The 12,849-nt window shown below is 70.3% G+C and carries 15 protein-coding genes and 1 tRNA gene; 8 read left to right on the top strand and 8 right to left on the bottom strand.

Annotated elements, in window-relative coordinates:
* Window positions 1-5 precede the first annotated feature (5 nt).
* Complete coding sequence (locus tag AB5J73_RS13435) at window positions 6-941, bottom strand: Ldh family oxidoreductase (RefSeq protein ID WP_370970051.1); 936 nt, start codon at window positions 939-941, stop codon at window positions 6-8.
* Window positions 942-1,043: 102 nt separating this feature from the next.
* On the opposite strand from AB5J73_RS13435, the gene AB5J73_RS13430 reads away from it, so the two are divergent.
* From AB5J73_RS13430 to AB5J73_RS13415, 4 genes are all read left to right on the top strand, one after another.
* Window positions 1,044-1,325: a DUF2277 domain-containing protein gene (locus AB5J73_RS13430; RefSeq protein WP_370970050.1), complete on the top strand. Its 282-nt coding sequence runs from the start codon at window positions 1,044-1,046 to the stop codon at window positions 1,323-1,325.
* Between the two features lie 23 nt (window positions 1,326-1,348).
* Window positions 1,349-2,188 carry a patatin-like phospholipase family protein gene (locus tag AB5J73_RS13425; protein WP_370970049.1) on the top strand — a complete coding sequence of 280 codons (840 nt, stop codon included), beginning with the start codon at window positions 1,349-1,351 and terminating at the stop codon, window positions 2,186-2,188.
* A 183-nt stretch (window positions 2,189-2,371) separates the two neighbouring features.
* Window positions 2,372-3,298 carry a hypothetical protein gene (locus AB5J73_RS13420; RefSeq protein WP_370970048.1) on the top strand — a complete coding sequence of 309 codons (927 nt, stop codon included), beginning with the start codon at window positions 2,372-2,374 and terminating at the stop codon, window positions 3,296-3,298.
* Between the two features lie 34 nt (window positions 3,299-3,332).
* Entirely contained in the window at window positions 3,333-3,518 is a 186-nt protein-coding gene (locus AB5J73_RS13415) for a hypothetical protein (protein ID WP_370970047.1), read from the top strand.
* Here AB5J73_RS13415 and AB5J73_RS13410 read toward each other — a convergent pair.
* From AB5J73_RS13410 to AB5J73_RS13400, 3 genes are all read right to left on the bottom strand, one after another.
* Window positions 3,515-4,003: a hypothetical protein gene (locus AB5J73_RS13410; RefSeq protein WP_370970046.1), complete on the bottom strand. Its 489-nt coding sequence runs from the start codon at window positions 4,001-4,003 to the stop codon at window positions 3,515-3,517. The genes AB5J73_RS13415 and AB5J73_RS13410 overlap by 4 nt on opposite strands.
* 98 nt (window positions 4,004-4,101) lie before the next feature.
* A complete protein-coding gene (locus tag AB5J73_RS13405; protein WP_370970045.1) occupies window positions 4,102-4,506 on the bottom strand; it encodes a hypothetical protein in 405 nt (134 codons plus the stop codon).
* 28 nt (window positions 4,507-4,534) lie between these two features.
* Window positions 4,535-4,948, bottom strand: a complete 414-nt coding sequence (locus AB5J73_RS13400; protein WP_370970044.1) for a hypothetical protein — start codon at window positions 4,946-4,948, stop codon at window positions 4,535-4,537.
* A gap of 77 nt (window positions 4,949-5,025) precedes the next feature.
* Between AB5J73_RS13400 and AB5J73_RS13395 the strand changes: the two genes are divergently transcribed.
* Window positions 5,026-5,112 (top strand) — tRNA-Ser (locus tag AB5J73_RS13395).
* 33 nt (window positions 5,113-5,145) lie between these two features.
* On the opposite strand, the gene AB5J73_RS13390 is transcribed toward AB5J73_RS13395, so the two are convergent.
* Window positions 5,146-5,619 carry a MarR family winged helix-turn-helix transcriptional regulator gene (locus AB5J73_RS13390; RefSeq protein WP_370970043.1) on the bottom strand — a complete coding sequence of 158 codons (474 nt, stop codon included), beginning with the start codon at window positions 5,617-5,619 and terminating at the stop codon, window positions 5,146-5,148.
* A 509-nt stretch (window positions 5,620-6,128) separates the two neighbouring features.
* Here AB5J73_RS13390 and AB5J73_RS13385 point away from each other — a divergent pair.
* The gene (locus AB5J73_RS13385; RefSeq protein ID WP_370970042.1) at window positions 6,129-7,067 is read left to right on the top strand and encodes a neutral zinc metallopeptidase; all 939 of its coding nucleotides are present in this window, start codon (window positions 6,129-6,131) and stop codon (window positions 7,065-7,067) included.
* 62 nt (window positions 7,068-7,129) lie between these two features.
* On the opposite strand, the gene AB5J73_RS13380 is transcribed toward AB5J73_RS13385, so the two are convergent.
* Window positions 7,130-8,674, bottom strand: coding sequence for a M28 family metallopeptidase (locus AB5J73_RS13380; RefSeq protein WP_370970041.1), 1,545 nt, complete (start codon window positions 8,672-8,674; stop codon window positions 7,130-7,132).
* An 82-nt stretch (window positions 8,675-8,756) separates the two neighbouring features.
* Here AB5J73_RS13380 and AB5J73_RS13375 point away from each other — a divergent pair, with 82 nt between their 5' ends.
* Window positions 8,757-9,734, top strand: coding sequence for an NAD(P)H-quinone oxidoreductase (locus AB5J73_RS13375; protein ID WP_370970040.1), 978 nt, complete (start codon window positions 8,757-8,759; stop codon window positions 9,732-9,734).
* On the opposite strand, the gene AB5J73_RS13370 is transcribed toward AB5J73_RS13375, so the two are convergent.
* On the bottom strand, window positions 9,731-10,930 hold the full coding sequence (locus AB5J73_RS13370) for a cysteine desulfurase-like protein (RefSeq protein WP_370970039.1): 1,200 nt from the start codon (window positions 10,928-10,930) through the stop codon (window positions 9,731-9,733). The two genes, AB5J73_RS13375 and AB5J73_RS13370, sit on opposite strands and share 4 nt — an antisense overlap.
* A gap of 134 nt (window positions 10,931-11,064) precedes the next feature.
* On the opposite strand from AB5J73_RS13370, the gene AB5J73_RS13365 reads away from it, so the two are divergent.
* Window positions 11,065-11,625, top strand: a complete 561-nt coding sequence (locus AB5J73_RS13365; RefSeq protein WP_370970038.1) for a bacterial proteasome activator family protein — start codon at window positions 11,065-11,067, stop codon at window positions 11,623-11,625.
* A gap of 81 nt (window positions 11,626-11,706) precedes the next feature.
* Here the strand turns inward: AB5J73_RS13365 and AB5J73_RS13360 are convergent, their stop codons facing one another.
* Complete coding sequence (locus AB5J73_RS13360) at window positions 11,707-12,846, bottom strand: epoxide hydrolase family protein (protein WP_370970037.1); 1,140 nt, start codon at window positions 12,844-12,846, stop codon at window positions 11,707-11,709.
* Window positions 12,847-12,849: the final 3 nt, after the last annotated feature.

The following is a 12,849-nucleotide window of genomic DNA, read 5'->3' as shown; positions in this document are numbered from 1 at the left end:
GGGGGTCAGCCGACGCTGGTCAGGGGTGGCAGGCCGAGCGAAGCGGCGAGCGTGTCCAGCTCCCGGCGCACCGGCCCGGCCAGCGGGACGCCGAGCGCGCGGCACTGCTCCAGGTGCTGGGCCTCGCGCCAGCCCGGGTAGCGGATGGGCGCGCCGCCCTCCCAGCCGAGCATGCTCCCGAACAACGCGCTCGCGGCGCGGTAGAAGCCGTCGGCGCTGCGCAGGGTCGTCGGCGCGATGGCCAGCACCAGCAGACCGGTGTCGTGCTCGTGGTCGGCGACGCCGGAGAGCACCCCGGCGAGCACCTCGACCAGCAGCGTCAGCCCGGCGGCTTCGGAACCCGGCTTGTCCATGTCGAAGACGAACTCGGGGTACGCGCCGCCGGGCGCGGCCATGCCGAGCGGGTTCACCGGCTGGCCCGGTTCGCCGCCCGCGGCGAGCACCAGCCCGATCATCGCGTGCGGCAGCGCCCGCGCGGCGTGGTGCCCGGCGCGGCCGAACGGCCCGATCCCGCGCAGCGAAACCAGCCCGACGCCGAACCGGCCGGCCCGGGTGACCGCGCGGTCCATCGCGTCGCCGACGGCCCACAGCCCGGACGCGCGGCGGTAGTCGATCAGCGCGGCGGCCCCGCGGTCGGCGATCATCAACGGCTGGGCGTGCGGCACGACCAGCCCGTTTTCCAGCAGTGGCAAGTGGACGCGGGTCAGGTCGGCGACCCCGGTGTCCGGCGAACCGGTCAGGTCTCCGTGGCAGAGCGCTTCCGCCGCGATGCGCGCGCGGGGTTCGGGGAAACCGTGGGCGGCGAAGACGTGCGCCACGAGGGTGACCAGCTCGTCGGCCCGCACACGGGGCCAGGCCTGTTCCGGGATCGGGGTTTCCGGCGGCTCGGCTTCGAGGACCGGGGGTTCGGGGCGGGCGGAGCGGAACGGTCTGAGGGGCACTGCTCCGACCTTGCCCAAGGCGCGGTTCGGGCGTCAACGAGCTGGGACCGGGCCTACCCGACCGTGTGATCGAAGCCCCCGAAGAGTCGTACCCTGGGCGGCATGTGCCGAAACATCACCACCCTCCGGGGGCTCCAGCCGGCCGCGACGGGCGAGGAGATCGAGGCCGCGGCCCGCCAGTACGTCCGCAAGGTGACCGGCGTGCAGTCGCTTTCGGACGCCACGCGCGAACCCTTCGAAGCCGCGGTCGCCGAGATCACGGCGATCACCACGCGGCTGCTGGAACAGCTGCCCGAACGCCGTCAGCCACCGGCGACCGTGCCCCCGTTGCGCCGTCCCGAAGTCCAGGCGCGGATCGCCGCGAAAGCCTTGCGCCGGCCCTGATCCGGCGCCGCTAGGGTGTCGGCATGGGCGGACAGGCGTTGGTGCTGGGTGGCGGCGGGGTCGCCGGGATCGCGTGGACGACGGGGTTGCTGACCGGGCTCGCCGAGCACGGGCAGGACCTCACCGGAGCCGATCTGATCGTCGGGACGTCGGCGGGTTCGGCGGTCGCGGCGCAGGTGACCAGCGGGCTGCCGCTGGCCGAGCTGTTCGCCCGCCAGGCCGACCCGGCGCGCCAGGCGCCGGAGATCCCGGCCGACATCGACTTCGAGAAGTTCGCCGCCGACTTCGGCGGCGCGGTCACCGGCACGACGGACCCCGCCGAGATCCGGCGCGCGGTCGGCCGGCTGGCACTGGCGGCCGAAACGGTGCCCGAAGCCGACCGGCGCGCGGTGATCGCAGCGCGGCTGCCGGTGCACGAGTGGCCGGAGCGGCGCCTGGTGGTCGTGGCGGTGGACGCGGAAACCGGCGAGCCCCGCCGCTTCGACCGCGCGTCCGGGGTGCCCCTGGTCGACGCGGTGACGGCGAGCTGCGCGGTCCCGGGCGTCTGGCCCGCGGTGACGATCGACGGCCGCCGCTACGTCGACGGCGGCGTCCGGTCCGGCGAGAACGCCGACTACGCGACGGGCTGCACCCGCGTCACGGTCGTTTCACCGCTCGGCCTGGACTCGCCGCTGCCGATGGAGAAGCCGCTGTCCACGGTGCTGTCCGAGCTGCGCGCGGCGGGCGCGGAGGTCGCGCTGATCACCCCGGACGAAGCCTCGATCGCGGCGATCGGCGAGAACCCGCTGGACCCGTCGACACGGACGCCGGCCGCCGAAGCGGGCCGAGCCCAGGGCGCCGCCCTCACGCTGAGCTGGGCTTAGGCCGCGCCTGTTGACTCCAACGGAGGTACTCGCAGCCGGCCCCGAGGGGTAACCTGCTGAGTTCTGCTCGTCACACACCGCGAGCAGGAAAATTTTGCCCGGTGATGGTGTAACCCGGCAGTGACAGGAGTCGACTTATCTCGAAGCGACACCGCCGGGAGAACAACGCATCAGGAGCCGCTCGTGAACCGAGTACCGAACTGGCTCGGCAACCAGGAGTCGCGCCTTTGGTCGACGATGGCCCGGCTCGCCGCGCTCACCGGGTTGATCTTTCCGATCGCATCGATCATCACCTTCCTCAACGGTGCTCCGCTGTCGACACCGGCCATGATCCTGTCGATCTACGTTTGCATCCTGTGCACGACACTGATCATTCTCATGATCCGGCAGGAGAACCGCTACGTCGCCCAAGTGAAAAAGTATCAGGACGACTACCTCGACGAGGCGAAGAAATACCAAACCCAACTAGAGTCCGCACAACGCGAAATGCGGTACGGACCTGCCATGCTTCCACTCAGAAGAGCGTACGCTGGCGTAGCCGAAGCTTCTTGGAACCACCTTCGGGGCGACACCTCGCCAGAGGCATTTCGACTGCACCTGCAGGAGTCCCTCCGTTACTTTTCGGAGGCCTTCACCCTGATCACCGGAGTCACTTGCAGGTCTTCGATCAAGCTGGTTGCGGCGCCGGACGGGCCCACCGGCGACCTCACCGTGTCGACGTTGTGCCGGGACCACAACTCTCCGGAGCCGACGAACCGGCCGGACAGGATCAGCGACAACACGGATTTCAAGCACATCTTCCTGCACAACGAGCCGAAGTTCTTCTGCAACGACCTTGTCGCTGCGATAAGCAAGGGGTACCGCAACTCGCACTGGGACGAGAAGACAATAGAAGCAGGAGATTTCGACTACCGCTCGACGATAGTCTGGCCCATCGGTCGAGCCGGTGACGTGTCGACCGGAACCAAGCGCGATCTGGAGATCATCGGCTTTCTCTGCATCGACTCCTTCGAGACCGAGATCTTCCACCAAACCTACGACGTCGCCATCGGCGGAGCGTTCGCCCAAGCCCTGCAGCTCGCACTCACCCAGTTCCGCACCAAGCAGTGAGCTCGCCGTGGACGGCCCTTCGAAAGGAACTGCTGTGAACCATTCGACCGAGCAGGTGAGCGATCCGGAGACCGAAGAAGATCTCTGGTTCGAGCATCGAGAGAACATCGACGGCGAATGGGCGGAGGTCAGCCTGACCACCTGCAACGGCGACCACGTCAGCTACCGCATACCACGGCGCACCCTGTTCAAGGACCTTGACGAAGCGCTGACGGACTAGTTGCGGCAGCCACCATCCGAGCAGGCATAGCACTTCTCGGCTTGCCTATCGGACGGCCACAGCTCTTGATCCACGAGCAAGCCGAGCGCACGCATGCTCGCCTCCGTGTGGGCCACCAGCGCGACTTCGCCGGCGACTGCTTCGTCGTTTGGCCGGTGGTGGATGAACTGCCCGGCATAACGTGCGCAGAAGTCGGCGTACTCCGCCGTGTACATGAGGAAGGCGTGCCACCCGATATCCACCAACGGTGACGGGCTGTACGGACCGTTATCACCTTCCGCGCACAGGCGAAGGAAGGCGAGGGCCTGGTCCAAAATGCGCTCGGCCCAGTGCCTCTGCGCATCCTCCCGCTCGTTCCCGAACGCCTGCCGGAACTCGTGGTCAGCGACAATCCGCCGCACAAGTCGGTCCCATAGTTGCTGGTCAACCAACTTCTGGTGGGGCAGTTCGACACCCTTGGGGGAATCGAGTGTCGAAACCACCATGCACGCCTCCATTGTCCAAAGTAGACGCGCAAGGTATCGGTCCCACGACCAGATAACAAGCGTTGTAATCCTATTGAGCTAGTCGCGCGCAGCCTCGCTCAGGCCGAGCTGGGCTTAGGCCGCCGGATCGCCAGCCGCAGGCCGACGTTGCCGACCACGAAGCCCGCGGCGCACACGCCGAAGATCCACGGGCCGGGGATGCGCAGCTCGTCCCTGGTCTCGGACGCGGGCTCCTCGTCGTGGGGCCAGTAGCGGACCTCGATGCGGGCGCCGTGCGGGTAGCTCCGGCCGACGTGCACGTCCCGGTGGCGGGGGCCGCCCGGTTCGTCGACGCGGGCGACGACCGTGGACCGGTCGACGGCGCGCTCCACGGTCGCGGTGGCCACCTGCGAACCGGACCGGTCCTTGAGCGTGCCACCGATGATCACGGCCGCGAGCAGGGACCCGAGCATCACCGCCAGCGAGACGGCCGCGACCACGCCCCGGACCACATCAGTCCTCATGAGCGGCGCCGCCGCGGTTGGCCCGCCGTCACGACCGGCGCCGTTCGCGGTGGTGCCGCACGAAGGCCAGGGCGGCGGCCGCCGCGCCGAGCAGCGCCAGCACACCCCCGAGGGCGATCGTCGTGCCGTGCGAGACGTCGAAGTCGAGCTCCGACCGGCGTTCGTCCGGCCACACGCGGACCTGGACCGCCTCGCCCACGCGGAGCGCCGGCTTCTGGAGCCCGAAAGTCGCCGTGGCGGGCAGCCCGCCGGGGCCGGTGAACTCGACGTCCGCGGTCCGCTCGTGGGTCGCGACGGTCCGGCCGGGGACGAGCCCGGCCGACCGGTTCTCGTCCGCGAGGTGGGCGGCGCCGATGCCCGCCACGACCAGCCCGCCGGCCAGCACCAGCAGCGGGAGCCACAGCGCGGCCGCCGGGGGCAGCCAGGACCTCGACGACGTCATGCCTCCAGCACGCCGGCGGGACCGCCGCGGTTGCCCCGGCAAGCCGGAAGACTCCGTCGGCTACCCTCGTGGGCAGGGGTAGCGTGTCCGAGCGGCCGAAGGAACATGTCTTGAAAACATGCGAGGGGGCAACCTCTCCGTGGGTTCGAATCCCACCGCTACCGCACTGAGAACCCGGGCGCCGGCCGCGCCCGGGTTCAGCTTTCGGTTTCCGACAGGTGGTCCAGGACGCGCTCGAACGCCGCCGCGATCGTCGCCTGCTCGTGGGGGCTCAGCAGGTCGATCAGGTGCTCGCGGACGCCTTCCACGTGGGTCGGCGCGGCCGTCTTGAGCAGGGCCATGCCGTCCTCGGTCAGTTCGGTGATGACGCCGCGCTTGTCCTCCGGGTCGCGCGCCCGCCGGACCAGGCCGATGTCCTCCAGCCGGCCGACCTGGTGCGAAAGCCGGCTCTTCGTCGACCCCATCACCGACGCCAGTTCCGACATGCGCATCCGGTGCTCGGCCTGGGTTTCGAGGCAGACGAGCACCTCGTAGTCGGTCAGCGACACCTCGTGCCGGTCGGACAGTTCGCGGTGCAGCCGCTGCCGCAGCCGCAGCGTCGCGACGATGTAGGAGCGCCACGCCGCCATCTCGGCATCGTCCAACCACCGCACAGGTCGCTCCTCGGTCATAAGGCAGCGTAGAACGCTGATCAAGGAATCGCGCGATCCGAGTCCGATCCGTCTGCCGGTGAAGACACCACCGCAACATCGCCCGAAGGTGGGGTTACGAAAAGGTTGAGACTCGGCTCGAAAAGGCGCATTCTGCTTGTCGGCGGCCGGTTGGCCAGGTATCCGGCGCGACGACGGCGACGTGCCGGCCCGGTGCCCCGCCAGGAGAGGTCAGGTGGTTGCGTGACGGGTGATCCTCGCGGTTGACCGCTTGTTGCGTCCCCGCGATCGGAACGGACTTCTACCGGGTCGGTCGCGATTGTGAGCAGCACGAGCGCGGGCTTCTACGGTGCGTTCACGCATTCGGCGTCGATCGGGCCTGTTTCCGGTCGCGGCCTCGGAAGCCGTGACGGCAGCGCCTGAACGCCGGCCCGGATGCGGCCAACCGCTCGACGAAACAGAACCTCGGTACAACGCCTGGGTGCGGCCGTCAGCGCGACGGCCGCACCCAGGCTCGTTAATATCTGCGGGTGAGGTTCGACGACGACGCCGGCCTGGACGCCTCAGAGGTCCAGGACCTGCGCGGTAGCGGCGGTGGTGGCGGCGGCGGGATCGGCGGCCGCGTGGCACTGGGCGGTGGCGGGCTCGGCGTGGTGGGCCTGATCATCTACTTCGTGCTCTCCCAGCTCGGCGGGGTCAGCCTCGGTGGCGGCGGCGGGAGCGGCTTGAGCGGCGGGCTCGGCAGCGTCGGGTCCGGCCAGCAGGTCGACAACACGAAGCTGGCCAGCGAGTGCAAGACCGGCGCGGACGCCAACAAGAACCACGATTGCGCCATCGTCGCGATCGTCAACTCGGTCCAGGACTACTGGACGCAGCAGTTCGCGCGGTCCGGCTCGACCTACCAGAAGGCGCCGACCAAGTTCTTCAACGGCGGCGTGCGCACCGGCTGCGGCAGCGCCACCTCCGACACCGGCCCGTTCTACTGCCCGGCCGACTCCGACGTCTACATCGACCTCTCGTTCTTCGACGAGCTGAAGACGCGCTTCGGCGCGCAGGGCGGCCTCTTCACCGAGGCGTACGTGCTGGCCCACGAGTACGGCCACCACGTGCAGAACCTGCTCGGGACGTCGAAGAAGGGCACCGGCACCGGTCCGACGTCCGGTTCGGTGCGGCTCGAACTGCAGGCCGACTGCTACGCCGGCGTCTGGGCGAACCACGCCTCGACGACGCCGACCGAGAGCGGAAAGCCGCTGATCACCGACGTCACCCAGGACGACGTCGCCTCCGCGCTGGACACCGCGTCCCGCATCGGCGACGACTACATCCAGGAGAAGCTCGGCGGCGGCCAGGTCGACCGCTCGAAGTTCACCCACGGCACGTCCGCGCAGCGCAAGAAGTGGTTCACCACCGGCTTCCAGACCGGCGAACCGGCCCGCTGCGACACCTTCGGCACGAACAACCTCGGCTGACGACCGCGACCGTCGTGAGTGGGAAACAGTGTCAGAACACTGTTTCCCACTCACGACCTCGGTCAGGCGGTCAGCGCGTGCGGGTCACCGGCCACGGCGTGCGCGGCGAAGTTCCGCTGCGCACCGCGGTCGGCGGCCTTCTGCTTGGCCGTCTTGCTCTTGCCCGGCGGCACGCCGTTGACGCTCTCGGTGCTCGTCGCGTAGACGCCGACCGCCCAGGCGACCGCGTCCGCGTTGCGGTCGAGCGCGACCCGGTCGATGTTGCCGAGGTTGTCGCAGGCCTGGTGGTAGCACTTGTCGTAGGCGACGCCCGCCGTGCCGCCCCACTTGGCGGCCTGCGCGGCGGTCTTCTGGCCTTCGGCGCCGGTGAAGAGGCCGCCGGCCGGGATGCCCACCGCGATGAACTCGCCGTAGTCCGAGCGCCCGTCGAAGTCGGTGCCTTCGGTCGGGATGCCCTTCGCGTTGAGGTACCCGGCGAGGGTCTGCTCGATCTGCGCCGAGCCGAACGGCCCGGGGCCCGAACCGACGCCGTCGGAGTTGTCCCCGTCGTAGGCGAAGTACGCCGCGTTCGGTGAGCCGATCATGTCGAAGTTCATGTACAGCGCGATGTCGAGCTGCTGCTCGAAGCTCAGCGAGTCGACGTAGTAGGTCGAGCCGACGAGCCCGAACTCCTCCGCGCTCCAGAACCCGAAGCGCACGGCGTTGCTGGTCTTCGGGCTGCTCCCCAGCTGCAGCGCCGTCTCGAGCAGGGTCGCCGAGCCGGTGCCGTTGTCGTTGATGCCGGGGCCGGCCGGGACGCTGTCGAGGTGCGAGCCCAGCATCACGACGTTGTCGTGGCGCCCGGTCTTGGTCTCGGCGATGACGTTGTAGCTGGTCCGCGCCTCCTGGAAGGCCCGCAGCTCCAGCGTCACGCTCTGGCCGCCCAGCGTGGCCAGCTGCGCGCCCGCGGCGGCCGTCACGCCACCGGTCGGGATCTTCGCGTTGGCCGGGTCCCCCAGGGTCCCGTTCAGGGCGCCGTCGGTGTTGTTGTAGACGATCGCGCCGACCGCGCCCGCGGCCGCGGCGGTCGCCTGCTTCTGCGCGAACGAGCAGCCGCCGCGCTTGATCAGCGCGATCTTGCCGGCGACGTCGGCGGTGTAGTCGGTGGCCTCGCAGCCGCTGGTGTCGTCCACCGCGACCACGGCGAGCGGCGCGGTGATGCCGCCGACCGGGGTGTTCGTCGTGTACTCCATCGCGATGACCGGCACGTCGGCGCCGCCCGCGGTCAGCTTCTCCGCGAGGGTTTCGGAGAACGTGAACGGGAACTCCTGGCGGGTCACCTGGAATCCCGCGGCTTCCAGCTTCGTCGCGACGTACTCCGCGGACTTCTTGTGCCCGTCGGTGCTCGCCGCGCGCGTCCCGCCGTTGGCGTCGGAGATCCGCTGGAGCGCGATCAAGTGCCGGTTGACGCCGGTGACGTCGACCTTCTTGACGAGCTGCTTGGCCAGCGCGGGGCCGTCGGGCTGGGTAGCGGTGTTCGCCGCCGCGGCCGGGGTCATGCCGAACGCGAGCGTCGAACAGGCGGCCAGTGCCGCCGGTACGAGCAGTCTTCTTCGTGTGGGTGACATGGTTGCTCACCTTTGTTCGGTATGCGTAGTCCGTCAATGCGTCATTCGGCGGGAACTTCGACAGCCGGTATACAGTCGACACATGTACGCGATCACCATCCGTGAACCAGGTGACCCGGACGTTCTCGAGTGGGCGGAGGTCGCGGACCCGCGTCCCGGCCCCGGCGAGGTGCTGCTGGAGGTGGCCGCGAGCGCGGTGAACCGCGCCGACCTGCTGCAGCGCCAGGGCCACTACCCGCCCCCGCCCGGTGCCAGCGAAACCCTCGGCCTCGAGTGCTCCGGCACCGTCGCGGAGCTCGGCGAAGGCGTCGACGGCTGGGCGCTCGGCGACGAGGTCTGCGCCCTGCTGGCCGGCGGCGGCTACGCGGAGAAGGTCGTGGTCCCGGCCGGTCAGCTGCTGCCGGTGCCCGGCGAGGTCGACCTGCTCACCGCGGCCGGGCTGCCCGAGGTGGCCTGCACGGTGTGGGCGAACGTCGTCATGCACGCGAAGCTCACCGAGGGCGAGACGCTCCTGGTCCACGGCGGCGCCGGCGGCATCGGCACGCACGCCATCCAGGTCGGCAAGGCGCTGGGTGCGACCGTCGCCGTCACCGCGGGGTCGGCCGAGCGGCTCGAACGCTGCCGCCAGCTCGGCGCCGACATCACGATCAACTACCAGGAAGACGACTTCGTCGAGGTGCTCCACAAGGAGACCGGCGGCGCGGACGTCATCCTCGACAACATGGGCGCGTCCTACCTGAAGCGCAACGTCGACGCGCTGACCGCCGACGGCCGCCTGGTGATCATCGGCATGCAGGGCGGGGTCAAGGGCGAGCTGAACGTCGGCGCGCTGCTCGGCAAGCGGGCGTCGGTGTTCGCGGCGGGCCTGCGGTTCCGGCCGCTCGACCAGAAGGCGGCGATCGTCGCCGACGTCCGCGAACGGCTCTGGCCGCTGGTGTCCGAGGGGCTGGTGAAGCCGATCGTCGGCCAGGTCGTGCCGATGGCCGAAGCCGCGTCCGCGCACCGCGCCCTGGAAGAGGGCAGCGTGTTCGGCAAGGTGCTGCTGGCGGCGAAGTCCTAGCGGAGTTCTTCGAGGACGCGCACGAGCTGGTTGATTTCGAAGACGTTGGAGTAGTGGGCGAGCCCGATCCGCACGGCGCCGCCCACTTCCCCGACGCCCAGTGACGCGAAGACGCCGGCCGCCCCGTCGTCGGCGAAGGCGCACAACCCCTGCGAAGCCAAGTACTCGGCGACCTCGGGCGCCTTCTTGCCGGCGACGGCGAAGGCGAGCGCGGGGATGCGGCGCATGGCGTTGCCGATGACCATGATGTGCCGCAGCGACAGCAGTTCCGTCGAGAGCTGGGCGAGCAGCCCGGCGTGGTACGACTTCGCGGAGCCGAGCGAGGTGACCAGCCGTTCGCGGCGCGACCCGGACGCGGCGTCGTCGAGGCCCGCGAGGTAGTCGATGGACGCGATCAGCCCGGCCAGCAGCGGGTACGCGTGCGGGCCGAGTTCGAGGCGGGCGGCACCGCGCGCCATCGGGTCGAGCGAGACGGACGCGATCCGCTCGATCAGTTCGGGGTCGCGGAAGACGAGCGCGCCCACCGACGGGCCGCCCCACGCCTGCGCGGACACGACCATGACGTCGGCGCCGAGCGCGTTGATGTCCAGCGGCAGGAACGGCGCGGCGTAGGTGGCGTCGACGACGACCAGCGCGCCGACCCGCTTCGCGAACTCGATGATCGTCGGCACGTCCGGCCGCGTCCCGACGGACCCGGACGCGAGCGTGACCGCGACGGCCTTGGTGCGCGCCGACACGAGCTGCTCGTACTGCCACGCGGGGAGTTCGCACGTTTCGATGTCGATCTCGCCCCAGCGCACGACGGCGCCGACGCGCTTCGCGGCCCGCTGCCACGGCGCGAGGTTGGCTTGTTCGTCGAGCCTCGACACGACGACCTCGTCGCCGATAGTCCAGCGCTCGGCGAGCGAGTCGCAGAGCCGGCGCAGCATCACCGGCGCGCTGGGCCCGAGCACGACGGCGGCCGGGTCGGCCCCGACCAGGTCGGCCACGGCCCGGCGGGCCGCGGTCACGATGCTTTCCGCGCGTTGTGAGGCCGGAAACGCTCCGCCCGGCCCCGACACCGGGGCGCGCATCGCCGTGGAAACGGCCGAAGCGACCTGTTCCGGTACCAGCATTCCGGCGGCGCCGTCGAAGTGAATCCAGCCGTCACCCAGCGCGGGAAAGAGCCCACGGATACGAGCGACGTCGAACGCCATGTGGACACCGTACGGACGTGCGGTTTCGCCGTGCGCCCGGGGTTGGGTGGAGAGCCACCGGGAACCCCCGAAGCGGCTACGCTCGGATACGGACGCCCCGTGGGTGTCGCGGAGCGTGTCGAACGCAAGCCAGGATGGAGCACATGACCGAGCCGAACTTCACAGCCGGTGACGCTGGCCAGGAATCTTCACCCCACGTGGTGGTCGTGGGCCCGGACGGCACCCCGGTGGGGGCGGAGGAACACCCCGAGTCGGTCGGCGACCTCGTCGAGGAGCCGGCGAAGGTGATGCGGATCGGCACGATGATCAAGCAGCTCCTCGAGGAGGTCCGCGCGGCCCCGCTGGACGACGCGTCCCGCAACCGCGTGCGCGAGATCCACGAGACGTCGGTGAAGGAGCTGGCGGCTTCGCTGGCCCCGGAGCTCCAGGACGAGCTGGAGCGGCTCGTGCGGCCGTTCACGGACGACCAGACGCCTTCGGACGCGGAGCTGCGGATCGCGCAGGCCCAGCTGGTGGGGTGGCTCGAGGGGCTGTTCAGCGGGATACAGACGGCGCTGTTCGCCCAGCAGATGGCGGCGCGGGTGCAGCTCGAGCAGATGCGGCGCGGGTTGCCGGCCGGGCCGTCGGCCGGTGGTCCCGGGCTGGGGCACGAAGGGCACGGCCCGGGGATCTCGGGGACGGGTCAGTACCTCTGACGGGTGCGGCGGGGTTGTCCACAGACCGAGCGGCCTGTGGACAACCCCTGTGGACAACTCGCCGCGGAGCCGGCCCGGCCGTCAGCGCACGGAGCTGAAGAACGCTCGCAGGTCACCGATCAGCGCGTCCGGTTCCTCCAGGCCCGCGAAGTGGCCGCCGGTCGGGAACTCCGTCCACCGGACGATCTCGTCCGTTCGCTCCGCCAGCTCCCGGATCGGCAAGCCGATGTCGTCCGGGAACACCGCCACCGCCGTCGGGACCGGGTTCACCGGCGGGGGCGCTCCCCAGCCCCCGGTCAGCGCCGCGTACAGCCGGGCCGAAGAGTTCGCCGTCTCGGTGAACCAGTAGATCGACACGTCCGCCAGCAGGTCGTCACGGTCGATCAGGTCCACCGTCGTGTTCGAAAACGACCGGAACTTCTCCGCGATCCACGCCAGCTGGCCCGCCGGGGAGTCGTGCAGGCCGTACGCCAGGGTCTGCGGCTTGGTCGCCTGGATCATCGCGTAGCCCGTGCCCGACGCCGAGAACGCCTGGCCCTTCGCCAGCGACCGCTTGCCCAGCGCCGGATCCGAAAGCCCCGCGAGATCCTCCTCGGACCGGGCCACCGCCGACGGCAGCATCGTCACGTGGATGCCGAGCAGCCGCGAAGGGAACTGGACCGCCAGCTCGCGCGAAATGATCGCGCCCCAGTCACCGCCGTGGGCGCCGAAGCGCTCGTAGCCCAGCGACGTCATCAGCGAGGCGAACGCGCGCGCCACCCGGTCCGGGCCCCAGTCCGGGGTCGGGGTCGGGCCCGAAAAGCCGTAACCCGGGATCGACGGGACCACCACGGTCAGCGCGTCCGCCGGGTCGCCGCCGTACGCGCGGGGGTCCGTCAGCGGGCCGATCACGTCCAGGAACTCCACGATCGAGCCCGGCCAGCCGTGGGTCAGCAGCACCGGTGTCGCCGACGGCTCCGGGGAGACCACGTGCAGGAAGTGCACGTTCGTGCCGTCGATCGTCGTCGTGAACTGCGGGAACGCGTTGAGCCGCGCCTCCTGCGCCCGCCAGTCGAAGCCCGTCCGCCAGTACTCCGCCAGCTCGCGCACGTAGTCGACCGGTGCCCCGAGCCGCCAGCCGGTGCCGGCGGGCTGGTCGGGCCAGCGGGTGTTCGCCAGGCGCGTGCGGAGGTCGTCGAGGGTGGCCTGGGGAACGTCGATGCGGAACGGGGTGATCGTCATGCC

The organism is Amycolatopsis sp. cg9 (assembly GCF_041346945.1).
Classification (GTDB): Bacteria; Actinomycetota; Actinomycetes; order Mycobacteriales; family Pseudonocardiaceae; genus Amycolatopsis.
The sequence above is the reverse complement of the archived record's forward strand: the minus strand, read 5'-3'. Positions and strand labels throughout refer to the sequence as shown.

Excerpts from the sequence above, each read along its gene's own strand:
- AB5J73_RS13390 (WP_370970043.1), bottom strand. The coding sequence starts at position 5,619 with ATGACCGAGGAGCGACCTGTGCGGTGGTTGGACGATGCCGAGATGGCG.
- AB5J73_RS13375 (WP_370970040.1), top strand. The coding sequence starts at position 8,757 with ATGTACGCGATCACCATCCGTGAACCAGGTGACCCGGACGTTCTCGAG.
- AB5J73_RS13430 (WP_370970050.1), top strand. The coding sequence starts at position 1,044 with ATGTGCCGAAACATCACCACCCTCCGGGGGCTCCAGCCGGCCGCGACG.
- AB5J73_RS13425 (WP_370970049.1), top strand. The coding sequence starts at position 1,349 with ATGGGCGGACAGGCGTTGGTGCTGGGTGGCGGCGGGGTCGCCGGGATC.
- AB5J73_RS13370 (WP_370970039.1), bottom strand. The coding sequence starts at position 10,930 with ATGGCGTTCGACGTCGCTCGTATCCGTGGGCTCTTTCCCGCGCTGGGT.
- AB5J73_RS13405 (WP_370970045.1), bottom strand. The coding sequence starts at position 4,506 with ATGAGGACTGATGTGGTCCGGGGCGTGGTCGCGGCCGTCTCGCTGGCG.
- AB5J73_RS13360 (WP_370970037.1), bottom strand. The coding sequence starts at position 12,846 with ATGACGATCACCCCGTTCCGCATCGACGTTCCCCAGGCCACCCTCGAC.
- AB5J73_RS13400 (WP_370970044.1), bottom strand. The coding sequence starts at position 4,948 with ATGACGTCGTCGAGGTCCTGGCTGCCCCCGGCGGCCGCGCTGTGGCTC.
- AB5J73_RS13365 (WP_370970038.1), top strand. The coding sequence starts at position 11,065 with ATGGAGCACATGACCGAGCCGAACTTCACAGCCGGTGACGCTGGCCAG.
- AB5J73_RS13410 (WP_370970046.1), bottom strand. The coding sequence starts at position 4,003 with ATGGTGGTTTCGACACTCGATTCCCCCAAGGGTGTCGAACTGCCCCAC.
- AB5J73_RS13380 (WP_370970041.1), bottom strand. The coding sequence starts at position 8,674 with ATGTCACCCACACGAAGAAGACTGCTCGTACCGGCGGCACTGGCCGCC.